Source organism: Nonomuraea sp. NPDC049269 (assembly GCF_043197155.1).
Classification (GTDB): domain Bacteria; phylum Actinomycetota; class Actinomycetes; order Streptosporangiales; family Streptosporangiaceae; genus Nonomuraea.
The window spans coordinates 1,980,188-2,005,682 of sequence record NZ_JBICSO010000001.1; the positions used below are offsets into that span (position 1 = coordinate 1,980,188).

23 protein-coding genes, 1 tRNA gene and 1 riboswitch are annotated in these 25,495 nt (G+C 70.1%); of the genes, 7 read left to right on the plus strand and 17 right to left on the minus strand.

What is annotated here, in order from left to right; all coding sequences use genetic code 11:
* Positions 1-53 precede the first annotated feature (53 nt).
* Positions 54-1,931 carry a glycoside hydrolase family 9 protein gene (locus ACGFNP_RS09160; RefSeq protein WP_393316474.1) on the plus strand — a complete coding sequence of 626 codons (1,878 nt, stop codon included), beginning with the start codon at positions 54-56 and terminating at the stop codon, positions 1,929-1,931.
* A gap of 32 nt (positions 1,932-1,963) precedes the next feature.
* On the opposite strand, the gene ACGFNP_RS09165 is transcribed toward ACGFNP_RS09160, so the two are convergent.
* The 4 genes from ACGFNP_RS09165 to ACGFNP_RS09180 all read right to left on the minus strand — a co-directional run bounded on the left by ACGFNP_RS09165 (position 1,964) and on the right by ACGFNP_RS09180 (position 5,825).
* Entirely contained in the window at positions 1,964-3,448 is a 1,485-nt protein-coding gene (locus ACGFNP_RS09165; protein WP_393316477.1) for a serine/threonine protein kinase, read from the minus strand.
* 254 nt (positions 3,449-3,702) lie between these two features.
* Positions 3,703-4,008, minus strand: a complete 306-nt coding sequence (locus ACGFNP_RS09170) for a hypothetical protein (RefSeq protein ID WP_357639637.1) — start codon at positions 4,006-4,008, stop codon at positions 3,703-3,705.
* A 646-nt stretch (positions 4,009-4,654) separates the two neighbouring features.
* Positions 4,655-4,731 (minus strand) — tRNA-Met (locus ACGFNP_RS09175).
* A 53-nt stretch (positions 4,732-4,784) separates the two neighbouring features.
* Positions 4,785-5,825: an LLM class F420-dependent oxidoreductase gene (locus tag ACGFNP_RS09180; RefSeq protein ID WP_358318541.1), complete on the minus strand. Its 1,041-nt coding sequence runs from the start codon at positions 5,823-5,825 to the stop codon at positions 4,785-4,787.
* A 104-nt stretch (positions 5,826-5,929) separates the two neighbouring features.
* Here ACGFNP_RS09180 and ACGFNP_RS09185 point away from each other — a divergent pair, with 104 nt between their 5' ends.
* Complete coding sequence (locus tag ACGFNP_RS09185) at positions 5,930-6,817, plus strand: endonuclease/exonuclease/phosphatase family protein (RefSeq protein ID WP_358318540.1); 888 nt, start codon at positions 5,930-5,932, stop codon at positions 6,815-6,817.
* A 46-nt stretch (positions 6,818-6,863) separates the two neighbouring features.
* On the opposite strand, the gene ACGFNP_RS09190 is transcribed toward ACGFNP_RS09185, so the two are convergent.
* The 11 genes from ACGFNP_RS09190 to ACGFNP_RS09240 all read right to left on the minus strand — a co-directional run bounded on the left by ACGFNP_RS09190 (position 6,864) and on the right by ACGFNP_RS09240 (position 16,584).
* On the minus strand, positions 6,864-7,427 hold the full coding sequence (locus ACGFNP_RS09190; protein WP_393316482.1) for an NTP transferase domain-containing protein: 564 nt from the start codon (positions 7,425-7,427) through the stop codon (positions 6,864-6,866).
* A complete protein-coding gene (locus ACGFNP_RS09195) occupies positions 7,424-8,515 on the minus strand; it encodes an XdhC family protein (protein WP_393316485.1) in 1,092 nt (363 codons plus the stop codon). The genes ACGFNP_RS09190 and ACGFNP_RS09195 overlap by 4 nt, the downstream gene beginning before the upstream one ends.
* On the minus strand, positions 8,508-9,578 hold the full coding sequence (locus ACGFNP_RS09200; protein WP_393316488.1) for a VWA domain-containing protein: 1,071 nt from the start codon (positions 9,576-9,578) through the stop codon (positions 8,508-8,510). Before ACGFNP_RS09200 ends, ACGFNP_RS09195 begins: the two co-directional genes overlap by 8 nt.
* Positions 9,571-10,437 (minus strand): MoxR family ATPase, encoded by an 867-nt coding sequence (locus tag ACGFNP_RS09205; protein ID WP_358318536.1) that lies wholly within the window; start codon positions 10,435-10,437, stop codon positions 9,571-9,573. Before ACGFNP_RS09205 ends, ACGFNP_RS09200 begins: the two co-directional genes overlap by 8 nt.
* Before the next feature lie 93 nt (positions 10,438-10,530).
* On the minus strand, positions 10,531-10,983 hold the full coding sequence (locus ACGFNP_RS09210) for a PH domain-containing protein (protein ID WP_358318535.1): 453 nt from the start codon (positions 10,981-10,983) through the stop codon (positions 10,531-10,533).
* Between the two features lie 20 nt (positions 10,984-11,003).
* Entirely contained in the window at positions 11,004-11,474 is a 471-nt protein-coding gene (gene ribH / locus ACGFNP_RS09215; RefSeq protein ID WP_358318534.1) for a 6,7-dimethyl-8-ribityllumazine synthase, read from the minus strand.
* Positions 11,471-12,688 carry a bifunctional 3,4-dihydroxy-2-butanone-4-phosphate synthase/GTP cyclohydrolase II gene (locus ACGFNP_RS09220; protein WP_358318533.1) on the minus strand — a complete coding sequence of 406 codons (1,218 nt, stop codon included), beginning with the start codon at positions 12,686-12,688 and terminating at the stop codon, positions 11,471-11,473. The genes ribH and ACGFNP_RS09220 overlap by 4 nt, the downstream gene beginning before the upstream one ends.
* Positions 12,685-13,344 carry a nicotinamide riboside transporter PnuC gene (locus ACGFNP_RS09225; protein ID WP_393316493.1) on the minus strand — a complete coding sequence of 220 codons (660 nt, stop codon included), beginning with the start codon at positions 13,342-13,344 and terminating at the stop codon, positions 12,685-12,687. Before ACGFNP_RS09225 ends, ACGFNP_RS09220 begins: the two co-directional genes overlap by 4 nt.
* Positions 13,341-13,931 (minus strand): riboflavin synthase, encoded by a 591-nt coding sequence (locus ACGFNP_RS09230; RefSeq protein WP_219538381.1) that lies wholly within the window; start codon positions 13,929-13,931, stop codon positions 13,341-13,343. Before ACGFNP_RS09230 ends, ACGFNP_RS09225 begins: the two co-directional genes overlap by 4 nt.
* Positions 13,931-15,244 carry a bifunctional diaminohydroxyphosphoribosylaminopyrimidine deaminase/5-amino-6-(5-phosphoribosylamino)uracil reductase RibD gene (ribD, locus tag ACGFNP_RS09235; RefSeq protein ID WP_393316635.1) on the minus strand — a complete coding sequence of 438 codons (1,314 nt, stop codon included), beginning with the start codon at positions 15,242-15,244 and terminating at the stop codon, positions 13,931-13,933. Before ribD ends, ACGFNP_RS09230 begins: the two co-directional genes overlap by 1 nt.
* A gap of 300 nt (positions 15,245-15,544) precedes the next feature.
* Positions 15,545-15,675: riboswitch (FMN riboswitch) on the minus strand.
* 99 nt (positions 15,676-15,774) lie between these two features.
* Positions 15,775-16,584, minus strand: a complete 810-nt coding sequence (locus ACGFNP_RS09240) for an oxygenase MpaB family protein (protein ID WP_358318530.1) — start codon at positions 16,582-16,584, stop codon at positions 15,775-15,777.
* Between the two features lie 269 nt (positions 16,585-16,853).
* Here ACGFNP_RS09240 and ACGFNP_RS09245 point away from each other — a divergent pair, with 269 nt between their 5' ends.
* Genes ACGFNP_RS09245 through ACGFNP_RS09265 form a run of 5 tightly spaced genes read left to right on the plus strand, consistent with a single transcriptional unit; the run spans position 16,854 to position 22,727 of the window.
* Positions 16,854-17,855 (plus strand): ABC transporter permease, encoded by a 1,002-nt coding sequence (locus tag ACGFNP_RS09245; RefSeq protein ID WP_393316497.1) that lies wholly within the window; start codon positions 16,854-16,856, stop codon positions 17,853-17,855.
* A 9-nt stretch (positions 17,856-17,864) separates the two neighbouring features.
* Complete coding sequence (locus ACGFNP_RS09250; RefSeq protein ID WP_358318528.1) at positions 17,865-19,652, plus strand: ABC transporter substrate-binding protein; 1,788 nt, start codon at positions 17,865-17,867, stop codon at positions 19,650-19,652.
* A gap of 53 nt (positions 19,653-19,705) precedes the next feature.
* Entirely contained in the window at positions 19,706-20,686 is a 981-nt protein-coding gene (locus tag ACGFNP_RS09255) for an ABC transporter permease (RefSeq protein ID WP_393316500.1), read from the plus strand.
* The gene (locus ACGFNP_RS09260; RefSeq protein ID WP_393316503.1) at positions 20,686-21,699 is read left to right on the plus strand and encodes an ABC transporter ATP-binding protein; all 1,014 of its coding nucleotides are present in this window, start codon (positions 20,686-20,688) and stop codon (positions 21,697-21,699) included. The genes ACGFNP_RS09255 and ACGFNP_RS09260 overlap by 1 nt, the downstream gene beginning before the upstream one ends.
* Positions 21,696-22,727, plus strand: coding sequence for an ABC transporter ATP-binding protein (locus ACGFNP_RS09265; protein ID WP_393316505.1), 1,032 nt, complete (start codon positions 21,696-21,698; stop codon positions 22,725-22,727). The genes ACGFNP_RS09260 and ACGFNP_RS09265 overlap by 4 nt, the downstream gene beginning before the upstream one ends.
* Positions 22,728-22,886: 159 nt before the next feature.
* On the opposite strand, the gene rpe is transcribed toward ACGFNP_RS09265, so the two are convergent.
* Together rpe and ACGFNP_RS09275 are read right to left on the minus strand one after the other, a co-directional pair.
* Positions 22,887-23,555, minus strand: a complete 669-nt coding sequence (gene rpe, locus ACGFNP_RS09270; protein ID WP_358318524.1) for a ribulose-phosphate 3-epimerase — start codon at positions 23,553-23,555, stop codon at positions 22,887-22,889.
* A 186-nt stretch (positions 23,556-23,741) separates the two neighbouring features.
* A complete protein-coding gene (locus tag ACGFNP_RS09275) occupies positions 23,742-25,487 on the minus strand; it encodes an RsmB/NOP family class I SAM-dependent RNA methyltransferase (protein ID WP_393316507.1) in 1,746 nt (581 codons plus the stop codon).
* Positions 25,488-25,495: the final 8 nt, after the last annotated feature.

Sequence of the window (25,495 nt, forward strand, 5' to 3'; positions counted from 1 at the left end):
TCACACGCGAATACCGTGCTGAACGCTGTTCACATAATTCCATGGAGCGCCCCATGATGAGGTCCGCCTTAGCTGTCGCCTTGACCGTCCTGACCATGGGGAGCACCCCGGCCGTCGCCGCGCCTCCGCCTCCCGGTCATATCCGGGTCGATCAAGTCGGTTTCGCGCCCGCCGAGTCCAAGCACGCGTACCTGATGACCCGCGCGGGGTCCGCGGGCGCCCGCTTCAGCGTCGTCCGCGACGACGGGCGCGAGGTGCTCAAGGGTACGGCGGGCAGCGACCTGGGCTCGTGGAACAGCGCGTACAAGCACGTGTACGGCCTGGACCTCACCCCGCTGAAGGAACCGGGCCGCTACCGGATCAAGTCGGGCACGATGACCTCCCCAGCCTTCCAGATCGCGCCCGCCTCGCCCACCTCGAAGATTCTCACTTTCTTCGAAGGGCAGCGGGACGGCGGTCGCCGGCACCGCAACGACAAGGCCGCCTCGGTCTATGACTGGCCGGTGTTCACCGGGGCGGACACCGACGAGATCAAGGGCAAGCTGACGAAAATCGGCGGGCCCGTGAACGTCGAGGGCGGATGGTTCGACGCCGGTGACTATCTCAAGTTCACCCACATCCTGGCTTATGTCGACACGCTGCTCTGGGCCTCGGCACGAGACGGCGGACCCGACCAACGCCTCAGCAGCGAAGCCACCCACGGCCTGAAATATCTGGACAAAATGTGGGACGGCGCTTCTAAGACTCTCTACATCCAGGTCGGCATCGGCGCGGGCAACGAGGAGGCCACCTACGTCGGCGACCATGACGTCTGGCGGCTGCCCGAGTCCGACGACTCCTCCCGGCACCGCTTCCTGCGCCATCGGCCGGTGTTCCGCGCGGCCGCCCCCGGCAAGCCGATCAGTCCCAACCTGGCCGGCCGTACCGCGGCGGCCTTCGCGCTGGCCGCGCAGGTGGAGCCGTCCCCCGAGCGGGCGGCGGCGCTGCTGGGCAAGGCGGCGGCGGTCTACGCGATGGCCAAGACGGAGAAGGTCGGGCAGCTCGTCACATCGCTGCCGCACGCCTTCTACCCGGAGAGCGCCTGGCGCGACGACATGGAGCTGGGCGCCGCCGAGCTGGCGCTGGCGGCGCAGCGGCTGGGCGACGACCGGGCCGCGGGCTGGCTGGAGAAGGCGGCACACTGGGCCGAGCAGTACCTGGAGCACGAGGCCGGGGACGACACGTTCAACCTGTACGACGTGAGCGCGCTCGCCCACACCGACCTGATCAAGGGGATCCGGCAGGCGGACGCGGCCGGCTCGGTGCAGGCCATCCAGGTGACGGGCCCCGACGGGCAGCCGGCGCTCGTCGGCACGTCGGGTCAGCAGCAGATCTCCGACGGGCTCGCCGTCTCCGAGTGGCAACTGGTGGACGATCTACGGGCGCAGCTGGAGATCGGTTCCGCGCGGGCCGGGAAGGATCCGTTCCGCGCGGGGGCCGCCTACTCCGAGTTCGACGCGGTGCCGCACGCGTTCGGGATGGCGGCGACGTCGCGGCTGTACCGGTCGGTGAGCGGGGACCGAGCGTATGACGCCTTCGGGACGCGGCAGCGCGGGTGGGTGTTCGGCGCCAACGCGTGGGGCGTGTCGTTCGTCGCCGGGGCGGGTGAGAACGCGATCCGCTGCCCGCACTACCAGATCTCCGACATCACCCGGAAGCCCGCCACGGGGGCCGTGGTGAACGGACCGAACGACGCGTCCCTGTTCCACGACGGGCTGGGCGACCATCTGGAAGGGATGGTGCCGTGCCCGAAGGACGGCGTGGACCGGTACGCGCCGTTCACCGGGCGGGGCAGCCGGTTCGTGGACGATGTGCGGTCCTGGCAGGCGTCGGAACCGGCGGACGACTTCGCGGCCATCGGCGTCTACGCGCTGACGCTGATGTCGCGATAGCCGCCGCCGGTCGCCGGCGCCGGTTGCCGGGGTCAGGGTTTCCAGTCGTCGAGGAACTCCGCGAGGGGTCCGGAGGAGGGCACATCACCCTTCTCCTGGGCCTTGCGCAGGTCGCGCATGATGTCCGCGATCTGGTTGAATGCCGGGCTGCCAGGTTTCTGCACGAGTTTCCGGCCGACCTTCCTGATCTTTTCGTGGGCCTTTCTGGCGACACCGGGCTCGATGTCGCCGATGGTCTCCTGAGACGTCACGGCCTTGTCGAACTCGCCCAGCCAATGCGCCCAGCCTCCGGACGGGACGCTGTTTCCCAGGGTCCCCTTGGGGGTGGGTGTGGGGCCTCCTGGATCGGTGGGGATGGGTGCGACGGACGTGCTCGGTTCGGGGGTCTCGGTCGGTTCCGGGGCCGGGGCGCTGGTGGTGGCCGTCGGTGAGGGGGTCGGCTCGGCCACGGGCTCACCGCGTGATCCCGCCCACAGGATCAGGCCCACGGTGACCGCCGCGATGGCGGCCAGGGCCACGCCCAGTTGCACGAACAGGCGGCGGTTGGACGACGGCTCGGGTGGCGGCGCGTCGTAGATCGCGGTGTCGCCCTTGCGCGGGCCGCCACTGTCGTGAAACACCCCGGCGGGCATGACGTGCGTTTCACCGGCCCCCATCCCGGCCGCACCCGCCGCATGCCCGCCAGCGCCTGGCCCGCCCGGCTGGGCCATGGCCTGGCCGGGCTGGGGGCGAGATGGCCGGGCGATGGCGGCCAGCGCTCTACGTACCGGCTCGCCACCGGCCGGCCGGGCGGCGGGGTCCTTGGCCAGCATGGCCAGCACCAGCCGGTCCAGCTCGCCCGGCACCTCCGCCCGATGGCTGCTCGGCGGGGCGGGCTCGGCGTGCAGGTGCAGCTCGCCCACCTCTTCCGGCGACCCTTCGAAAGGCGGGCGCCCGCACAACACCTCGTAACAGACGCACCCCAGCGCGTACAGGTCGGCGGGGGCCGCCCCGCCGCGCCCGTCGATCACCTCGGGCGCCCGATACCGTACGCCGTCATCCGACGGCACCTGGTCGGCCAGCCCGAACCCCACGACCTTGAGCACCCCGCTCCCGGCCCGCCGGAAGCTGTCGGGCCCGATCTGGCCGTGCACCACACCGGCCCGGTGCGCCGCCTCCAGCCCCGCGGCCGCCTGCCCGATGAGGTCACACGCCTCCACGATGGGCAGCGGCCCCTCCCCTGCCACCTCCTCACCGAGGCTCTCCCCCGTCAGGAACTCCATCACCAGGTACGGCGCTCCCTCGTGGTCGCCCACGTCGAGCACCATGGCCACGTTCGGGTGGATCACCCGGGCCACGGCCTGGGCATGCTGCCGGAGCACCTCGGGCGTGGCCGCCCGCGTGTCCAGCACCTTCACGGCCACGGTCCAGTCGGCGCGCTGGTCGTACCCGCGCCACACCTCACCCGTCGGCCCGCTGCCGATGAGCTCATCAAGCCGGTACCGGCCGGCGATCACGGACGGCGTCGCGTCGGACATATCTCCGCCAATAACTACAGAAACGGCAATTTCTGCCCCACACTAGGCCCCCACGGACCTCACCCGCCCCACAACACGGCTTGAAGGGATCGGCTCCGGCACAGTCGGTGCCGGGACCCGGTCGCCGTCCCTGTCAACCCACCGGTTCGCGAAGGCGTCTCACAACACGGGGCCGGTGCGGCCCATGGCGATCGAAGGACGGTGGTGCGCAGATTCCAGGACGTTCGCCGTACGGCATGTGACGGGCCCGGGCCTCACGCCCGGGGCGCATCGTCCTCGGGCCAGTCCTCGGCGTAGATCAGCGCGAGCTCTTGCCACACCTCTTCCACCGGCCGTCCCTGGACCCGTGCGAGATGCCGTACGAGCAGGAGGATGAGATGCAGGGACGCCATCGCGGCGACCTCCCGTGGCACCTCGTTGATGACCCGGCTGATCACCTGCAGGCCGACCGGGTCGCTGGTGTCGCCGCTCTCCCGTGCTTCCAGAGCGACGGTGACCATCGCCAGCACGGCGTTCATGTGCTCTTTGAGGAAAGCGCCCCGCTGAGGGCTGCCTGTCATGACGCATGCACCTTCCGGCATGGAGGGATGGCGCCCTTGGGCGCCCGAACCAGCATGCCGTCTCGGCCGGTGCGATGCGCATCGATTCGCCCAGGAGACCGCTTACCGTCACGGGCAGTCTTTCTCACCTCACACCCGCCATGCCAACTGCCGTACGCCCGGATTCGATGACGCGCCGACGACCGACACATCCGACGCACGACATGAAGAACGCCCGCCCTCGCGGAGGAGAGCAAGGCGCATTGTGACCGGGGCAGAATTTGAACCTGCGACCTCTGGGTTCACCAGCAGGTTGCCAGACGCCTCAGGCGTCGTATCCGCTCTCGCCCCGACTCCACCACAGCGACATCGTACGCATGCCGCCGCCCCTGGCATGAAGGTCTCCATGCGGCCCGGCACATCAACTACGTCAACCAAAATCTCATGAGTCCGATAGAGCGGGCCACCGGTTGCGGGCCTTGGAGGTCGAGGTCCGGGCGAGTGATCATGGCCGTCGACTCCGGTCAACAGGCGGCCGCAAGCGCCGACCGTAGGGGGTTGCGCGCCGAAGGCGCGCCCGAGGAAGGCGGTCCGAGCGAAGCGAGGCCCATTGTGAATGAACGCGCGAAAAGGCCCTCCAGGATGATCCTGAAGGGCCTTTTCGTCTTGGTAGCGGGGGCAGGATTTGAACCTGCGACCTCTGGGTTATGAGCCCAGCGAGCTACCGAACTGCTCCACCCCGCGTCGCAAGAGAAAGACTATCGGGTCCTGGGAGTGCTTCGGTCGCCCGAAGGGGATCAGGAGGCGATTTCCTTGATCTGCTCGATCAGTTTCACCCGATCTTCGTGCGTCGCCCCGAACGGCGCGATGTTGAGCGTCGTCACCCCCGACTCCTTCATCGCCGCCACCCGGTCCCGCACGAACCCCTCACTGCCGATGAGCGACATGCTCTCCAGCAGCTCGTGCGGCACCAGCGCCGCCGCCTCGGTCTTCTTCCCGTCGAGGTAGAGCTCCTGGATCGCCTCCGCCTCCTTCTCGTAGCCGTAGCGCCGCGCGAGGTCGTTGTAGAAGTTGCGGCCCTTGGCGCCCATCCCGCCGATGTACAGCGCGGCCATCGGCCGGCCGAACTCCAGCAGCCCCGCCACGTCGTCGCCGATCGCCAGCGACGCCTGCGCGATCACGTCCAGCTCGCCGAGCTCGTCCTGCCGCTTGGCCCGCCCGGCGGCCAGCGACGGGCCCCACACGTCGGCGGCCTTCTCGGGGACGTAGAAGATCGGCTCCCAGCCCTCTGCGAGCTCCGCGGCCAGTTCGACGTTCTTGGGGCCGATGGCCGCGACCACGATCGGGATGCGGGGGCGTACCGGATGGTTGATCAGCTTCAGCGGCTTGCCGAGCCCGGTCCCCTGGCCGGGCGGCAGCGGCAGCGTGTAGTGCTTGCCCTCGTACTCCAGCCGCTCGCGCCGCCACACCCGGCGGCAGATCTCGATGATCTCCCTCGTACGGCCCAGCGGCGCCGTGTACGGCACGCCGTGGAAGCCCTCGATCACCTGCGGCCCCGAGGCGCCGAGGCCCAGCGTGAAGCGCCCGTCGGAGACGTAGTCCATGCCCGCGGCGGTCATCGCCAGCAGCGTCGGGGTGCGCGAGTAGATCGGCAGGATGCCGGAGGCGATCTCCAGGCGCTCGGTCCTGGCGGCGATGTAGCCCATCTGGCTCACGGCGTCGAAGCTGTAGGCCTCGGCGACGAAGACGATGTCGAGGCCCGCCTTCTCGTAGTCGGCCAGCTCGGCGACCGACTCCTTGAAACCGCCGGAGTAGTTGAGTGCCATACCGATGCGCATGCCGGGCTCCCGATGAACCGAAAGATGAACCGAATGTTGTTCCGTTGCGACGGCAACAGGTTAGCGCGCCGCGTCCCCGGCAGCGAGCGGCTAGCCTGGGTCGAATGCTGAAGCGCCTCGTCATCGTCGTGTCAGCCGTGCTCGCCGTGAGCCTGGCGGGGCACCAGCTGATCCCGGCGCTAGGTGGGTTCACTCCTGTGATGGAGAGCCTGCTGCCCTGGTTCGGGATCATCGTGCCGCTGCTCATCGTGGGTGGCCTTGTGTCCCGGTCCACGGTGGCCACGGTGGCGGCGCTCGTGCCGGGGGTGGTGTGGGCGGCCATGTTCGGCGCCACGCTGATGCGCACCCCGCCCGGCGGCCAGAGCGATCTGGCGGTCGGCACGGTGAACGTGGGCGTCACCAACGACGCCTCGGGCGAGGCCGTACGCCGCATCGCCGAAGACCTCGACCTGCTGGCGGCGCAGGAGCTCACCAGCGGCGGCCCGGCCGCCAAGCAGCTCAACAAGATGTTCAAGTACCACTATCCAGTGAGCACGGTCGGCCTGTGGAGCCGCTACCCGATCACCGAGACCAAGCCGCTCGACGTCGGCATGGGCTGGCCGCGCGCGCTGCGGGCCGTGGTGGCCACGCCCAAGGGCAAGGTCACCGTGTACGTCATGCACCTGGCCTCCGCCCGCCCCGGCCAGACCGCCTCGCGCGACGAATCTCTGGCCTCCGCCCGCAAGCTCATCGACGCCGACCCGAGCCAGCGGATCCTGCTGCTGGGCGACCTCAACACCGCCACCACCGACCGGGGTATGCAGGGGCTCACCCCACCGCTGATCGACGCGCAGGTCACGGCGGGCGACGGTTTCGGGTTCACCTGGCCGTCGGAGTTCCCGATCACCAGGCCGGACCACATCCTGTTCAAAGGGATGACGGCGACCAAGGCCGGGGTGGCCCCGGCGACGGGCAGCGACCACCGAGCCGCGGTGGCCTCGCTCCGTCTCTGAGCGCACATCTCCGAGCCCACGTCTCCGAGCGCACGCCTCCGAGCGTCTACGTCTCCAAGAGTGACAGGTCCCCGGGCGTGTCGATGTCCGCCGGGTCGCCCAGGCCGTCGCACAGCACCTCGGTGACCAGCTCGGGATGCGCCTTCAGGAACGGCCGCGCGCCCACGTCACCCACGGCCAGCGCCGCGACCTCACCGAAGTGGCGTCGGGCGATCAGCACGGGGTTCCTGCGCTTGCCGCCGTAGGTCGCCACGGCCACCTCGGCCTGGCCGGCGATCAGGGCACGGACCGCCTCGGGCCTGATGAACGGCTGGTCCACCAGCGCGATGACCACCGACTCCGCCTCCTCGGGCAGCGCGGCCAGCCCCACTCTCAGGGACGAGCCCATGCCCGTCGGCCAGTCCGGATTGCGTACCGTCACCGCCCTGCGCACCTGTACGGTAGCCGCGCCGAGCACGACAACCACGGGATGGCAGCCGCCCTCCTCCAGCAGCCGCACGCCCCGGTCGACCAGCCGTTCGCCCTCATACTCGACCAGCGCCTTGGGCGTGCCCAGCCGGGCGCCCTGCCCGGCGGCGAGCAGCAGCCCGGCCACCCGGGAGCCTCTCATGGCGTCTCCTGGTGGATGCGCCCCTCGGTGTGGGTCAGCGGCCGTCCCGAACCGCCCCAGCGGAGCTGGATCAGCTCGGCGGCGATCGACACCGCCGTCTCCTCCGGGGTCCGGGCGCCCAGGTCGAGGCCGATGGGCGACCTCAGCCGGGCCAGCTCGTCCTCGGTCAGGCCCGCCTCGCGCAGCCGGTCCAGCCGGTCCTCGTGGGTGCGGCGGGAGCCCATGGCGCCGACGTAGCCCGCGCCGGTGCGCAGCGCCACCTCCAGCAGCGGCACGTCGAACTTGGGGTCGTGGGTGAGCACGCAGATGACCGTGCGCTCGTCCACCTGTACCGAGGCCAGGTAGTCGTGGGGCCACTTGACCACCACCTCGTCGGCCTCGGGGAAGCGCTTGGGGGTGGCGAAGACGGGCCGCGCGTCGCAGACGGTCACGTGATAGCCCAGGAACTTGCCCACCCGCGCCACCGCCGCGGCGAAGTCGATCGCGCCGAACACCAGCATGCGCGGCGGCGGCGCGAACGAGTGCACGAACACCGCGAGGTCGTCCAGCCGCCGCTCGCCCTGCCCGCCGTAGTGCCTGATGCCGGTCGTGCCCTGGGCCAGCATGCCGCGGGCGTCGTCGTCGACGGCCTCGTCGAGGCGGTCCACGCCGAGCGTGCCCGAGGAGCGGTCCGGCCAGATGACGCGGCGGGCGCCCATCCGGCCGGGGCCGGAGACGATCGTGGCGACCGCCACGGGCTCGTGCGCGTTCACAGAGGCCGAGATCTCCCCCAGTTCGGGGAACGTCTCGATCGAGATGGGCTCGACGAGGACGTCGATGATGCCGCCGCAGGTCAGCCCGACGGCGAACGCGTCGTCGTCGCTCACGCCGTACCTCTGCAGGACGGGCGTGTCGATCTCGGCGGCCAGCTCGAACACCGCGCCCTCGACGCACCCGCCGGACACGCTGCCGACCACCTCGTCGCCACGTACCGCCATGGCCGCGCCGGGCGGCCGGGGCGCGCTGCTGAACGTGCTCACCACCGTGGCGAGCCCGAACCTGAGCCCCGACCGCCACCAGGGCATGATCTCCGACAGCACATCACGCATGGGCGAGCCTCTCGCTCAGTTGCTCGAAGGCGGCCAGGCTGTGGCCGGCCACCAGATCGTCCAGGTACGGCAGAGCGGCTCGCATGCCGCCGGTCAGCGGCTGGTAGTCCGCGTACCCCTTGTGCGGGTTGACCCAGATGACCCGATGCGCCTGCCGAGCCAGCCGGGCCATCTGGGTGCCCAGGAGCTCCGGATCGCCGCGTTCCCAGCCGTCCGAGGCGATCACCGCGATCGCCCCCCGCGCGCTGGACCGGGTGAGGTACTCCCTGAGCTCCTCGCCCAGCCTGGTCCCGCCGCTCCAGTCGGGCACGGCCTTGGACACCTCGTTCAGCGCCGTGCCGGGGTCGCGGTGGCGCAGCTCGGCGGTGATCGGGGTGAGCCTGGTGCCGATCGAGTACACCCGGGTGGCCCGCGGCTCGCTCCTGACCAGGGCGTGCGCGAAGCGCAGCAGCGTCTCGGCGTAGGGCGCCATGGAGCCGCTGACGTCCACGAGCAGCACGACGCGGCGCGGCCTGGTGGCGTGCCGTTTGCGCCGCAACCGCGCGACGTCGCCCTTCCTGAGCGCCTCCCGGATCGTGCGCCGCTGGTCCAGGACTCCCCGGTGCGCGGCCGCGAACCGCCGCGACCGCCGCTGCGCGCGCCGGCCGCGCAGCAGCGACAGCATCCGGTGCACCTCCGCCCGCTCGGCCTCGGTCAGCCTGGCCACGTCCCGGTGCCGCAGGATCTCGATACGGCTGGCGGTGCCGGGCACGGCATCCGCCTCCCCTTCCTGCTCGTCCTGGTCGGCCGCGGCGGTGTGGCGGGTGACGGTCGTGGTGCTCGTACGGCTGACCTTCGCGGTCCTGCCGCCGAAGTAGGCGGCGAAGCAGCGGTCGTACCTGGGCAGGTCGTCGGGGGTGGCGCAGAGGGTGAAGCGGCCGGCCCAGTAGACCTCGGCCGGAGCGGTCACGTCGAGGTGGTCCAGGGCCAGCAGCAGGTTGCGGGTCCGCTCGTGGTCGGCGGCGACGCCCGCCGCGCGCAGCGTCCTGGCGAAGCCCGTCATGGTCGCGGCCAGCTCATCCATGGTTGAGCAGCCCGTTGTTCAGAACGTTCTCGACGTCCTCGCGGTACTTCAGCGCGGCGCCCAGCGTGGCGGCGGCGCGGCCGGGGTCGAGCTCCTTCGCGCCCAGCGTGAGCAGCGCCTCGGTCCAGTCGAGCGTCTCGGCGACGCCCGGCGGCTTGACCAGCCCGGCCCGCCGCAGCCGCGCCGCCGCCTGGGCCACCTGTACGGCCAGCGTCTCGGTGCACTCGGGCAGGCGGCGCAGCAGGATCGCCACCTCTCTGTCGAAGTCCGGGTGCTCCAGCCAGTGGTAGAGGCAGCGGCGCTTGAGCGCGTCGTGCACCTCACGGGTCCGGTTGGAGGTGACGACGACCACCGGCGGCGTCCTGGCGCTGATCGTGCCCAGCTCGGGGATGGAGATCGTGAAGTCGGACAGCACTTCGAGCAGGAACGCCTCGAACTCGTCGTCGGCCCGGTCGATCTCGTCCACCAGCAGCACGCTGGGCTGCGTCTCGACGGCCTTGAGCAGCGGCCTGGCGATCAGGAACCGGCGGTCGTAGATCTCGCCTTCGAGCCGGCCCACGTCGGTGATCCCGGCGGCCTCGGCGGCCTTGAGGTGGAGCAACTGGCGGGCGAAGTCCCAGTCGTAGAGCGCCTGGGCGGCGTCGAGCCCCTCGTAGCACTGCAGCCGGATCAGCGGCGCCTTCAGCAGCGCGGCCAGCGTCTTGGCCAGCTCGGTCTTCCCTACCCCCGCCTCACCTTCGAGGAAGAGCGGCCGTCCCATCCTGAGCGCCAGGAACGCGGCTGTGGCCAGTCCCTCGTCGGCCAGATAGGCGTGCCGGTCGAGCAGCTCGATGAGCTTCTCCGGAGACTCGATGTCCATTGCCCTGATTGTCCGCCGCAGCACGCCTTCAGGCTACGCGCCGCTCGGTCTTCGCGAGAATTCGCGACCTCATTCGGACGTAGATCAGGAGGCTCAGTCCTCCCTCGCCTCACCGCGCTCGCGGATCAGGGCCGCCAGCTCGGCCGTGGCCCGGCGGGCGCGGGCCTTCTCCGAGCCCTGGATGCCCATCGCGCCGATGCTGCGGCCGTCGGAGAAGTCCAGCTTCGGCCACGGCTCGCCGACCAGCAGGGTCACGTCCAGGACCTCCGGCCAGCTGTAGCGGTGCGTGCGGATGGCGTTGACGATCGTCAGGCCCGTCTCGTCGGCCTCGACCCGCACCCGGCCCAGCAGGTGCAGGACGAAGGCCACGAGACAGCCGAACAGCACGAGCATGATCCGGTCCGGCAACTGGAACGGCTCGGCGATGAGGGCGGCCATCACCACCGAGCCCAGGACGACCAGCGTCGCGAAGCCGTACGCGACGATTCTCCCCCGGCGGGGACGCCAGGTGATGGGCAACGGCGGGGGAGGCAGCGGATCGGACACGAACGGAAACCTACCGCAGGTCAGTGGAGGTCCCGCAGGAGGAGTGCGGTCTCCAGCGCGGCGATGGTCGACTCATACCCCTTGTCCTCCTTGCTGTCCGGCAGGCCCGAGCGGTCGAGTGCCTGGTCGAGCGTCTCGCAGGTGAGTACGCCGTTGCCGACCGGGGTCTCCTCGTCGAGCGAGATCCGGGTCAGACCGGCGGTCACCGAGTCGCAGACGTACGCGAAATGCGCGGTCTCCCCCTTGATGACCGCGCCCAGTGCCACCACCGCATCGCAGCGGCGGGCCAGCGCCTGGACGACGACCGGGATCTCCAGCGAGCCGGGCACCCGTACGACGGTGGCCGTGGCGCCGCTGTCGTCGCACGCCTGCAGCGCCCGCGCGAGGAGCTGGTCGGTGATCTTGGCGTGCCAGGAAGCGGCGACCACGCCCACCGTCAGGCCCGCGGCGTCCGGTACGGCGGATACCGCGGGACGTCCCTGCCCGCTCATGAAGCCTCCGAGATGTCATGGCCGAGGCGGTCGCGCTTGGCCTTCAGGTAGCGCTCGTTGTAGGGGTTCATCGCGACCGGCATGGGCTCGCGGCCGAGCACCTTGATGCCGTAGCCGTCCATGCCCTTGAGCTTGGCCGGGTTGTTGGTGAGCAGCCGCACGGACTTGACGCCGAGGTCGGCCAGGATCTGCGCGGCGTTGGAGAACTCTCGGGCGTCGACCGGCAGTCCCAGCTCGATGTTCGCGTCGACGGTGTCGCTGCCGTTGTCCTGGAGGCTGTACGCCCTGAGCTTGGCCAGCAGGCCGATGCCCCGGCCCTCGTGGCCGCGCAGATAGACGACGACGCCGCGGCCCTCCTCGGCGATCGCGGACATGGCGTGTTCGAGCTGGACGCCGCAGTCGCAGCGCAGCGAGCCGAACACGTCGCCGGTCAGGCATTCGGAGTGGGCGCGGACCAGGATGTTCTCGCCGTCGGACAGGTCGCCGTAGGCGAGCGCGATGTGCTCGCCGCCGTCGAGCGCGCTGGCGTAGCCGTAGGCCCGCCACATCCCGTACGCGTTGGGCACGTTCGTCTCGGCGACCCTGGTGACCATGCTCTCGGTCCTGCGCCGGTAGTCGACCAGTTGCTCGATGGAGATGAGCGCCAGGTCGTGCTCGTCGGCGAAGGTCCGCAGCTCGGGCAGCCTGGCCATGGTGCCGTCGTCGTTGACGATCTCGGCCAGGACGCCCGCGGGGGACAGCCCGGCGAGCCTGGCCAGGTCGACGGCGGCCTCGGTGTGACCGCGCCGGCTCAGCACGCCGCCCTCGTGGTAGCGCAGCGGGAAGACGTGGCCCGGCCGGACCAGCTCGTAGGGCTCGGTCGCGGAGTCGGCGAGCGTGCGGATCGTCCTGGCGCGGTCGGCGGCGGAGATGCCGGTGCTCACGCCGTCACGGGCGTCGACGCTGATCGTGTACGCCGTGCGCAGCCGCTCCCGGTTCTGGAACACCATGAGGGGCAGGCCCAGCCGGTCCAGCTCCTTGCCCTCCATGGGCACGCAGATGACGCCGCTGGTGTGCCTGATCGTGAACGTGAGCAGCTCGGGAGTGGCCTTGGAGGCGGCGAAGATGATGTCGCCCTCGTTCTCCCTGTTCTCGTCGTCGACGACCAGGACGGGCTTGCCGTTACGGATGTCCTCGATGGCCCGTTCGACCGGGTCGAGAATGGTCTCGGTCATGACGCCACCACCAGATCCTTGGGAACGCTCTGGTACTCCCTCAGCCACTTCACGAAGCCGATCAGCACGAGGATGAAGAACACGCCATAGACGGCGCCGGAGACGACCAGCCCCGAGCTGAACGCCAGCGGCACGCCGACCAGGTCGACGGCCACCCACACGATCCAGAAGTCGACCAGCGCCCTGCCCTGCGCCCAGGTGGCGACCGCGCTGCCGACGAAGATGTAGGCGTCGGCGGCCACCAGGAACGCGCCCTTCGGCAGCGGCACGGCGGCCCCCCACGACAGGTGCGTGACGAAGAACAGCACGCCGACGAGCGCGGTGCCCAGCACCATCGCGGTGATGTAGCCGGTCCGCTCCCGTGCCGTGGCCGGCCGCACGGCCAGTTGCTTGCCGTCCTGCGTGCCGCGCCGCCACGCCCACCAGCCATAGACGGCCAGCGCCCCGAACATCGCCTGCTTGAGCGCGTTGCCGGTGATGTTCGCGTTGATCGAGGCGATGAACAACAGCACCGAGCCGGTCAACTGCACCGGCCACGTCCACATCGACTTGCGCATCGCCAGCAGGACGGTGCTCAGCGCGGCGATGTTGCCGACCAGGTCCGTCCAGAGGACGTGCGTGCCGAATACCTCGAATCCGGCGTCAGCCCAGTTCACTGCTTGCCCACCAGCCTTTCCACATACTTCGCGATCACGTCGACCTCGATGTTCACCGTGTCGCCCACTGCGAGCTCGCCCATCGTGGTCAGCTTCAACGTGGTGGGGATGAGACTCACGCCGAAGCTGTCGTCGTCAACCGTGGTGACCGTCAGGCTGATTCCGTCGATGGCGATCGAACCCTTCTCCGCCACGTACCGGGCGAAGGACTCGGGGAGGGAGAAGCGGAGGTTGTCCCAGTTCGCTCCGGGTTCCCTGGACCGCAGTACGGCGGTGCCGTCGACGTGGCCCTGCACGATGTGGCCGCCGAGGCGCTGGTCGGCCCGTACGGCGCGCTCCAGGTTCACCGCGGAGCCCGCGTCCAGGGCGCCGAGCGAGCTGCGGTCGAGCGACTCCTTGATCACGTCCACGGTGAACACGTCGCCCTGGACGTCCACGACCGTCAGGCAGACGCCGTTGACGGCGATCGAGTCGCCGTGGCGCGCGTCGGAGGAGACGATCGGGCCGCGGACGGACAGCCGCGCCGAGTCGCCCACCGCCTCGACGGCCACTATGTCGCCCTTTTCCTCGATGATTCCGGTGAACATCAACTCTCCTTGCGTGGTGGTGCGAGCACCGGCCGCGCGGTCAGCCGCAGGTCCGGTCCAATGGGGGAAATGTCGTCGAAGACCAGCCGGTGGGTGCCGGCGATGGTCGCCACGCCCGCGTCGCCGAGCGCGGCGGGCCCGGCGCCCAGCAGCGCCGGGGCCAGGTAGGCGATGACGCGGTCGATCAGGCCCTGGCGCAGGAACGAGCCCGCGAGCGTCGGGCCGCCTTCCAGGAACACGCTGACGACCTGGCGCGCGGCCAGCTCGCGGAGGAGCGCGTGCAGATCGAGGCCGCCGTCGTGACGGGGCAACCGGATCAGCTCCGCTCTGTGGCCGGCCTCGCCGGAGCTGGTCTGGGCAAGATCGGTCTGGGCAAGGCCCGTCTGGGCAAGGCCCGTCTGGGCGAGGCCGGTCTCGATGTCGTCGGCGATCGCGATGAGCGCGGGCGCCTCACCGTCGAGCACCCTGGCGCCGGGCGGGGTCCGCCCCTCGGAGTCCACCACGACCCGCAACGGCACCCGCGCGGCGGCCCGCGTGCCGCCACCCTGGCTCGCCGGATGGCTGGGGCCGACAGGGCTGCTCGCCCCGGCAGGGCCGATCGGGTCAGCCGGGCCGATCGGGTCAGCCGGGCCGCCCACATGGCTCAGGTCAGCCGGGCCGCTTGAGTCGGCCGGGGTGACCGTCGGACTCGGGTCGGCTGGGGTGGGTGGGCGGGCGGTGAGGCGGGGGTTGTCGGTGAGGACCGTGCCGATGCCGGCGATGATCGCGTCGGACTCGGCGCGCAGCCGGTGGACGTCGGCTCGGGCCTCGGGGGAGGTGATCCACTGGCTGGTGCCGTCCGGGGCGGCCGACCTGCCGTCAAGGGTGGCGGCGAACTTCCAGGTCACGTACGGCCTGCCGAGCCGGGCGTAGGTGAGCCACTCGGCGTTGACCCGCTCCGCCTCCTCGGCGAGCACCCCGAACTCCACGGCGACCCCGTGCGCGCGCAGCCTCGCGCCCCCGCCGGCGGCCTTCGGGGTGGGATCGGCGACCGCCACGACCACCCGGGCGATGCCCGCGTCGAGCAGCGTCAGGCTGCACGGCCCGGTCCGGCCGGTGTGGTCGCACGGCTCGAGCGTCACGTACGCGGTGCCGCCACGCGCCCGCTCGCCCGCCGCACGCAACGCGACGACCTCGGCATGCGGGCCACCGGCGTAGGCGTGGAAGCCCTCCCCCGCGACATTGCCGTCCGCGTCGAGCACGACGCAGCCGACCACGGGGTTCGGACTGGTGGCCCCACGCCCGCACGCGGCCAGCTCGACGGCCCGCGCCATGTGCACGGCGTCAGGAACGAGCTGCGCTTCGCGGACGGCGTCCGAATCGGCGTGCGCTTCGTGTGCGACGTCGGTGGCGGCCTGCGCTTCGCGGACGGTGTCGGAAACGGCATGCGCTTCGTGTGCGGCGTCGGTGACCGCCTGCACCTCAGTGACCGCGCGCGCCGAATGCGCGGCGTCCTCAGCGGGTGTCTCCACCCCGGGCCTCCTACTCGCCAGTAGCTCCAAGCCACGGCGGGCCCCGGGGGGTATGGCGGTGCGCGTACGCACCACTGCGGCGCCCGGCTCGACACCGGACACCCGCGCGCTTCCTCCCATCCGGACTTTAACCGTCGGTCCCGGAATTTCACCGAGTCAACCGGCCGATGGCATCGGCCGGGTCGCGGACTATCACCGCCGGTTCGGAATTTCACCGACCCCGGAGCACGCTAGCTCTCTTCTCACACCAGTCTGCCATGCCGGAAAAACCGGATGCGACCGCCCCCCACTATGACAACCAAGCGCTCGCTTGGTCAATATGCCCAGGGCGGTCAGGCGGCCATGAGCCGGCGGGCCAGCCGGGCGGCCGGGCTGTAGCGGACCTGCGCCGGGACCAGCCCCAGCCCGGTGTGCAGCGCCTTCAGCGTGGCCGTCGCCCACAGGTCGCCGACCGGTGTGGCGGGCAGGCCGTACAGCCTCCTCGCCCAGCGCGGGAGCGTCGCGAACGCCAGCAGCGTCACCCCCGGCACGACCGGCTTGAGCGGGGTGAGCAGCAGCGGGAGCGGCGCGTTGAGCGACAGGCGCAGCGGGTGCGCCGCCTCGGGGACGAACCGCAGGCCGGGGCGCTCCCCCTCGATATAGTCGTGCAGCTCGCCCACCGTGCCGGGGACGGAGGCCGGGTCGAGGCCGACGACCTCGGCGGCCCGCCGCCATTCCGCCACGAACGTGTCCGCCTCGGCGTCCGTCAGCTTGACGCCGCCCCGGCGGGCCACCGACAGGTAGGAGTCGACCTCACCCGCGTGCACCCAGCGCAGCGCGGCCGGGTCGTCGAGGTGGAACCGCTCGCCCGTGTCGGGATCACACGCGGTCAGCGTGGCGTGGATCTTGCGGACCCGGCGGCCGGCCCGCTCGACCTCCTCGCGCGTGCCGTACGTGCGGACGCGGACGAATTCCGTCGTGCGCACGAAACGCGACCACGCCTCATTCGGATCCATCAGTGAGGAGTTCTGCAGTACGCCGCGCATCGCCCTGGGGTGCAATCCCTGCATCAGCAGCGCGCGGAACCCGCCTATCAGCAGGATCGGCTCGCCCATGACCCGCCAGGTCACCGAGCGGGGCCCGAAGAGTCCGTGGTCCACCATAAGTGGACAGTTACCCAGGTGAGCCAGAGTTTATGTCACGACAGCATCTTGTTTATGCCTTGATTCCGTGATTAAGCAGGCTTTACCTACATAGATCATGACATCCCATATATACGCAGGTCAACGGTATATATGGCACGACCGGGTCGACATTGCACAACGAAATAGTGAAGCCTCTGGAAACCATTGCCCCGGGGTGATCTGGCCTGCAAATGTGCCATATGGCCTGATACTTCCAGTTCTGGCATGTTGCTTGGGGGCCCTGTTAGATGACCACACCGACGTCCACCGCACCAGAGATCGACGCGACGTCCGTGACCCGAACACCGGAGGCCGTAGGCCGCTCGCCCGGCCAGCTCATGTGGCTGCGCTTCCGGCGGGACCGCACCGGGGTCATCTCGGCCGTGATCGTGATCTTCTTCTTCCTGGTCGCCATCCTCGCGCCCGTCATCTCCTTGGTGTACGGCAAGGACCCGTACACCCTGTACGGCCAGGACCGGCCAGGACTGCTCAACGACTTCGGCTACGCGATGGCGCCCAACGGCGGGATCAGCTCGGAGTTCTGGTTCGGCATCGAGCCCAACCTGGGCCGTGACGTGTTCATGCAGCTCGTCTACGGCATCAGGACCTCGCTGCTGATCGCGGTGGTGGTGACGATCCTCACGGCCGCCATCGGTGTCGTGGTCGGCATCGTCGCCGGGTACGTCGGCGGCAAGACCGACTACTTCGTCGGCCGGGTCATCGACCTGATGCTGTCGTTCCCGCAGGTCCTGTTCATCATCGCGTTCACGCCGGTGGTGGACCAGCTCCTGGTGCCGTCCAACGAGGAGACCCCGGTGTGGCTGCGGGCGGTCACGCTGACCATCCTGCTCACCGTCTTCGGCTGGGCCGGGCTGGCCAGGCTGCTGCGTGGCCAGGTGCTGTCGATGCGCGAGCGGGAGTTCGTGGAGGCGGCCAAGGTCACCGGCGCCTCCCCCGCCAGGATCGTGTTCAAGGAGCTGCTGCCCAACCTCTGGACCCCGATCCTCATCCAGTCGACGCTGCTGCTGCCCGCCATGGTCACGGCCGAGGCGGCGCTGTCCTTCCTGGGGGTCGGGATGGGCGAGGGAGTCCCCGACTGGGGCCGGATGTTCCTGCGCGCCACGCAGGTCTACCAGAACGACATCACCTACCTCATCTTCCCGGGCGTCGCACTGCTGATCTTCGTCATCGCCTTCAACCTGCTCGGTGACTCGGTCCGCGACGCCTTCGACCCCAAGATCAAGCGCTAGAGGAGAGAAATGAATCACCGCAAACGGTCGGCTCTCGCGGTTCTCGCGTCGGCCTCGCTGGCGTTGGTCGGCGCCTGCGCGCCGGGAAACGCGGGCGCCCCGTCGAGCGCTCCCGCCAGCGCGGGCGCCTCGTCGGCGCCGGCGGCGGAGGCGTACAAGCCCCCGACGATCACCCTGGGCACCGCGGAGGACTCCAAGGGCCCCGCCATCCCCCCGGAGGGCGTGGTCAAGGGCGGCACCGTCACCATGATCGACCGGGATGACTTCGCCCACTTCGACCCGGCCCAGATCTACGTGAACACCGACGCGAACTTCGGCCTGCTCATCAACCGCGGCCTGACCGGTTACAAGCGGGTCGCCAAGGGCGACTACAAGCTGGTCGGCGACCTGGCCACGGACGCGGGCACGGTCTCCGACGCCGGCAAGACCTGGACGTTCACCCTGAAGGACGGGGTGAAGTGGCAGGACGGCAGCCCGATCACCTCCGCCGACGTGAAGTGGTCCGTCGAACGGATGTTCGCCCCCTTCGTCACGTTCGGGCCGAACTACATTCAGACATGGCTCACCTCCGAGAACTACAAGAAGGACTACCCCGGCCCGTACGGCGGCAAGGAACTCGACAACGTCGAGACCCCTGACGACAAGACCATCGTCTTCAAGTTCAAGACCCCGCACGCCGACGCCAACTACGCCTTCGCCATGGCCGGCTACAACATCGTGCCCAAGGCCAAGGACACCAAGGAGAAGTACGACAAGGAGCCCGTCTCCTCCGGCCCGTACATCATCAAGTCGCACGTCGTCGACAAGTCGCTCGAGCTGGCCCGCAACCCCAACTGGGACGCCGCCACCGACCCGATCCGCGGCGCGTACCCGGACGTGTGGAAGATGGAGTTCGGCCAGGAGGCCACCCAGGTGACCGACCGGTTCGTGGCCGACTCGGGGCCCGACCAGACGGCGTTCACGTTCTACTCCAACACCCCGGCGGAGCGGCTGCAGCAGGTGCTGGGCGACGCCAGCCTGGCCGACCGCCGCATGATCAGCCCGTCGCCGTACGGCAACTACTACTACTTCAACCTCGACCGGGTGAAGGACCAGAAGATCCGCCAGGCGATCAACTACGCCTGGCCGTCCAAGCAGATCCAGCAGGCGCTGGGTGGCCCGCAGGCCGTGGCGCTGCCGACGACGATCCTCAACGAGAACACCACGGTCGGCTACAAGCCGTACGACCTGTTCGGGAAGCTGGCCAAGCCCGAGGGCGACATCGAGAAGGCCAAGCAGCTGCTGGCCGAGTCGAGCAACCCCCACCCGACCATCGTCTACGCCTACAACAACCTGCCCACCCAGGAGCCGGTCACCTTGGTGATCAAGAACGCCCTGGAGAAGGCCGGGATCAAGGTCGTGGCCAAGTCGCTGGACCGTAAGACGTACTACGACTCGATCAGCCAGACGAAGAACGAGTTCGACCTGTACTGGGGCGGCTGGGGCGCCGACTGGCCGTCCGGCTCCACCGTGATGCCGATCATCTTCGGCCCGGTCTCCGACGGCGGCCAGAACATGAGCCACCTCAACGACCCGACGGTCAAGGCCGAGATGAAGAAGATCGAGGAGAACCCGGACATCGACGCGGCCAACGCGGCGTGGATGAACCTCGACAAGCAGATCCAGGAGACGATCACCCCGATGGTCGTGGCCGAGAACCGGATCGGCACCTTCCTGCACGGCTCCAAGGTGGGCGGCGCCGAGATCGATCCGCAGCAGTGGATCGTCTCGCCGAACACCATCTTCGTGAAGCAGTAGCACCCCCGCTCCGGGCGCCGCCACGGCGCCCGGAGCACCCTTTTGGAGATCTCGTGCTTCGATTCCTGACCCGTCGCATCATCGGCGCCGCGGTCATCCTCGTGATCATCTCGGGGGTGACCTTCTTCCTGTTCTTCGTGATCCCCGCCGATCCGGCGCGGCTCGCGTGCGGCAAGGTCTGCCCACCGGAGACCCTGGCGCAGGCCAAGCACAACCTGGGCCTGGACCAGCCGGTCGTGGTGCAGTTCGTGTCGTGGCTCGGGGGGATCTTCGTCGGCCGGGACTACCCGGGCCTCGGCCACTGCCCCGCGCCCTGCCTCGGCTACTCCTTCGTCAACCGCGCCCCGGTCTTCGAGACCATCATCGACCGGCTGCCCGTCACCATCGCGCTGACGATCGGCGCCTCGGTGATCTTCCTGACGTTCGGCGTGGCCACCGGCATCATCGCCGCGCTGCGCCAGGGCAAGCCGCTCGACAAGATCGCCAGCATCTCGTCGCTGGTCGGCGCCTCGATGCAGATCTACTTCGTCGGCACGCTGGCCATGTACTTCTTCGTCTACCAGGCGCACGTCTTCCCGCAGCCCAAGTACATCCCGATCACCGAGGATCCGGTCGGCTGGTTCAGCGGTCTGCTCCTGCCCTGGATCGTGCTGGCGATCATCTTCACCGCCAACTACACCAGGATGACCCGCTCCACGATGGTGGAGAACCTCAGCGAGGACTACGTCCGGACCGCCCGGGCCAAGGGCATGTCCGGCAGGAGCGTGGTGATGCGCTTCGCCCTGCGCGGCACGCTGACCCCGATCGTCACCATCTTCGGCGTGGACCTGGGCCAGCTCATCGGCGGCGCGATCATCACCGAGACCACCTTCGGGCTGCAGGGGATCGGCCGCCTGTCGGTCCGCGCGGTCGACTACTCCGACCTGCCCACCCTGATGGCCACCGTCCTGGTCGCGGCGGGTGCGATCGTGGTGATGAACATCGTCGTCGACGCCCTGTACGCCGTCATCGATCCCCGCGTGAGGCTGAGCTGATGTTCCTTGAGGTCAACGAGCTCACCGTCGACTTCCACACCGAGGACGGCGTGGTCCACGCGGTGGACCGGCTCTCGTTCCAGGTGGAGCGCGGGAGCACGCTCGGCATCGTGGGAGAGTCGGGCTCGGGCAAGTCGGTGACGAACCTGGCCGTGCTCGGCCTGCACAACCCGGAGACCGCGAAGATCTCCGGCAGCATCACCTTCGACGGCCAGGAGCTGATCGGCGCGTCCAGGTCGACGATGGAGAAGCTGCGCGGCGACCGGATCGCGATGATCTTCCAGGACCCGCTGACGTCGCTGTCGCCGTTCCACACGATCGGCGCGCAGATCGCCGAGGTGTACCGCAAGCACAAGGGCGTCTCGCGCTCGTCCGCGCGGGACCGGGCGATCGAGATGCTGGACCGGGTCGGCATCCCGCAGCCCAAGCTCCGCGTCGACGACTATCCGCACCAGTTCTCCGGGGGCATGCGCCAGCGCGCGATGATCGCCATGGCGCTGGTCTGCGACCCGGGCCTGCTCATCGCCGACGAGCCGACCACCGCGCTCGACGTCACCGTACAGGCGCAGATCCTCGACCTGCTGAGCGAGCTGCAGGAGCAGTCGGGCACGGCGATCGTCCTGATCACCCACGACCTGGGTGTGGTGGCCAGCACCGCGCACAACGTGCTGGTCATGTACGCGGGACGGGCCGTGGAGCGGGGCACGACGCGGGAGGTGCTGCGTGAGCCGCGCCATCCGTACACGTGGGGGCTGCTGGGCTCCATGCCCAGCCTGCGGCGCCCGGTGGACCTGCCGCTGGCGCCGGTGCGCGGCACCCCGCCCAGCCTGATCAACCTGCCGTCCGGCTGCCCGTTCCACCCGCGCTGCGACTACGTGAAGCTGCTGGGCAAGGAGGTGTGCGCCGGCGAGCGGCCCGAGCTGTCGCCGGAACACGGCCACGGCGACGCCTGCTACCTGACGCTCAAGCAGAAGGCGGAGCTGCGCGACCCATCAGTTGAGGAGACGAAGTGACGGAGAAGCTGCTGGAGCTGTCCGGGGTGGTCAAGCACTTCCCCGTCAGAGGCGGCTTCCTGCTCAAGCACCAGGTCGGCGTGGTGCACGCGGTGGACGGCATCGACCTGACCGTACACGCGGGCGAGACGCTCGGCCTGGTCGGCGAGTCGGGCTGCGGCAAGTCGACGACCGGCCGGCTGGCGGCCCGGCTGCTGGAGCCGACCGGCGGCAGCATCACCTACGACGGCCGCGACATCACCCACTCGGGCCGCCGCGAGCTCAAGCCGATCAGGCCCGAGATCCAGATGGTCTTCCAGGACCCGTACTCGTCGCTGAACCCCCGGCACACCGTCGGCTCGATCATCCGCGGCCCGATGGACATCAACGGCATCAACCCGGCCGGCGGCCGGGAGGCCCGGGCCAGGGAACTGCTGGAGATCGTCGGCCTGAACCCTGAGCACTACAACCGCTTCCCGCACGAGTTCTCCGGCGGCCAGCGGCAGCGCATCGGCGTCGCCCGCGCGCTGGCCCTGGAGCCGCGGCTGATCGTCGCCGACGAGCCGGTGTCCGCGCTGGACGTCTCGATCCAGGCTCAGGTGATCAACCTGCTGCAGCAGTTGCAGCGGGACATGGGGATCGCGTTCCTGTTCATCGCGCACGACCTGGCGGTGGTCAGGCACTTCTCGCAGCGGGTCGCGGTCATGTACCTGGGGAAGATCGTCGAGATCGCGGACCGGGACTCCCTGTACGAGCGGCCGCGCCATCCGTACACGCACGCGCTGCTGTCGGCGGTGCCGGACGCGGACGTGGAGGGGCCCGCGCGGCAGCGCATCCGGCTGGCGGGGGACGTCCCGTCGCCGCTCAACCCGCCGTCGGGGTGCCGCTTCCGTACGAGGTGCTGGAAGGCGCAGGAGAAGTGCGCGGTGGAGGAGCCGCCGCTGACGCGACTGTCCGGCAACCACGAGGGCCACCTGACCGCCTGCCACTTCCCCGAGGCCCCGACCACCCAGGGCGAAGACGTGGTACTGGATCCGGCGCTGGCGTAATCTCTCATTTTCGTACCGGCCCGCCGTACTCCCACTGCGGGCCGGACGTCTTTCACCAGCATTTCTCTTGTACGGCAAGCATGGGGAACCCGCCACCCGCCGACCGTGGCTGAGGGCCTCCAGGAAGACGGCCTCTGACCGGATGGTGGCCGAGCGCCGTTACGCCCCGCCGGCAGCCCGTTCGGCCTGGAACCGGAGGGCCTCGACCGCCGCCGCCGGGTCGGAGGCGCCATAGACGGCGCTGCCCGCCACGAAGACGTCCGCGCCCGCCACCACGCAGCGTTCGATGGTGCCCGCGTCCACGCCGCCGTCCACCTGGAGCCAGATCTGGCCACCGTGCCGCTCGATCAGGGCGCGCGCCCGGCGGATCTTGGGCAGCACCATGTCGAGGAACTTCTGCCCCCCGAACCCCGGCTCGACCGTCATCAGGAGCAGCATGTCGATCTCACCCAGCAGCCCCTCGTAGGGCTCGATCGCCGTCGCCGGGTTGAGCGCGAGACCCGCCCTCGCGCCCAGCGAACGGATCTCGCGCAGCGTCCGCACCGGGGACTTCGCCGCCTCCGCGTGGATCGTGACGCTGCCCGCACCCGCCTCGGCGTACGGCGGTGCCCAGCGGTCGGGATCCTCGATCATGAGGTGGCAGTCGAGCGGTGTCGAGGTCGCCTTGCGCAACGACTCGACCACGGGCAGCCCGAGAGTCAGGTTGGGCACGAAGTGGTTGTCCATGACATCCACGTGCAGCCAGTCGGCGTTGGGAACGGCTGCGGCTTCGTCGGCGAGCCTGGCGAAGTCGGCGGCGAGGATGCTGGGAGAGATCTGTACGGCCATGATGCTCCGAGTCTATTGAACGGCGCCCACCCGAGTAGCCCGCGCCCCGATCCCAAGCCTGACGAACGCCACAGCTTTCTCGGGTTGAGGCGCCTCAGAACGGACACTCACGCCGGAAGGCGAGGACCGCTTGAGGTACCTCAAAACGGACACTCACGCCAGAGGGCAACGACCGCTTGAGGTACCTCAGACCGGACGCTTGCGCAGAAGGGCGAGGAACATCGCGTCGGTGCCGTGACGGTGCGGCCAGAACTGGGCGTGCGGACCGTCGCCCAGCCCGTCGATCTCCGGCAGGTAGTCGCGCGCGTCGAGCTGCTCCACGTCACCGCGCCGACCGGCGACGTCACCGACGACGACCCGGGTCTCGGCGAGGTGCGGCGAGCAGGTGACGTACGCGACGACCCCACCGGGCCGTACGGCGTCGAGCGCTGCGTCGAGCAGCCGCCGCTGCAGCCGGCCCAGCTCGGCGATGCCCGCGGGATCGCGACGCCACCGCGCTTCGGGGCGACGGCGCAACGCTCCCAGCCCGGTGCAGGGCGCGTCGAGCATGATCCGATCGAACGCCCCCGGCCGCCAGGCAGACTCGGTCCCGTCAGCGGTGACCACGGCGGCGTCCCGAGTGGTCTGCCAGACCAGCCGCGCCCGGTGATACTGAACATCAGCGGCCACCAACCGCGCCCCACCCGGATAAGCCACCGCCCGTCCACCAAGCCCGACCTGCCCTCCGAAACCGGCGGACCCGAAGGCCACCCGCCCCCCGGAGCCCGGACCACCATCGGAGCCCGCATATGCGCTGGACTCGGCATCGTCGCCCGAGCCCGCGCTCCCACTGAAACCCGCACGATCGCCGGAAGCGGGGATGTTGCCGGCGGCATCACGGTCGCCGGCATCGGCGAAGTCGTGGCCGCCGGAGGCAGCGAGGTCGCCGTAGGTGGCGATGGCGTCGAGGAGGCCTGCCTTGCCGCCCGGCCCGGCGCACATGTCGAGCCACAGCTCGTCCCGGCCGTCGAGCGGCACGCGGGTCAGGGCGAGCGCCACGAGCTGACTGGCCTCGTCCTGGACGGCTGCGCGGGTCTCGGCGACCGCCGGGATCCTGCCAGGGTCGCCTTCCGGCAGATAGGCGGCGTACGGCGAGTAGCGGCCGGGGTCGGCGCCGCTCTCCGTCAGCTCCTCGACCGAGCTGCGGCCGGGCCTGGCCACCAGCGTCACCAGCGGCCGCTCGTTGTCGGCCGCGAGCAGGTCGGCCACCTCGCCGGCCCGGCCGCCCAGAGCGTCGCGGAACGCGCTCACGATCCACCGCGGATGGCTGTAGGCGACGGAGAGGTGCCCGGCCGGGTCGCGGGCCTCGTCGGGCGCCACGATCGGGATCCACTCTTCGATGGTCCGCGAGCCGATCTTGCGCAGCACGGCGTTGACGAACTTGGCGGCACCCGCCCCGATACGCAGCCGTACGAGATCGACCGTGGTGCCGACGGCGGCGTGCGGCGGGACGCGCATCTTGAGCAGTTGGTGGGCGCCGAGCCGCAGGGCGTCGCGCACGTCGGGATCGGGCGCCCGGTCGACGCACATCTCGATGATCGCGTCGTACGTCCCGAGCCCGCGCAGCGTCCCGTAGGCCAGCTCGGTCGCCAGCGCCGCGTCGCGCCCCTTCACGCCGCGCTCGCGCAGCAGGCGCGGCATCAGCAGGTTGGCGTACGAGTCGCGCTCGTCGACGGCTCGCATGACGTCGAAGGCGGCATTGCGCGCCTGATCACGCGCCGGCCCCCGCGACCGGCCACGCGCCTGACCCCGGCCACCGCCACGACCTCCGCCCTGACCGCCGCGACCAGCCTGGCCACCGGCCTGGCCGCCCCGAGCACTGCCCTGACCGCCCCGGCCACCGCCCTGCCCGGTCGGCGTTGCCTCGTTGCGGTGGCGCGGGCCCTGTCCCATGTCGTTTC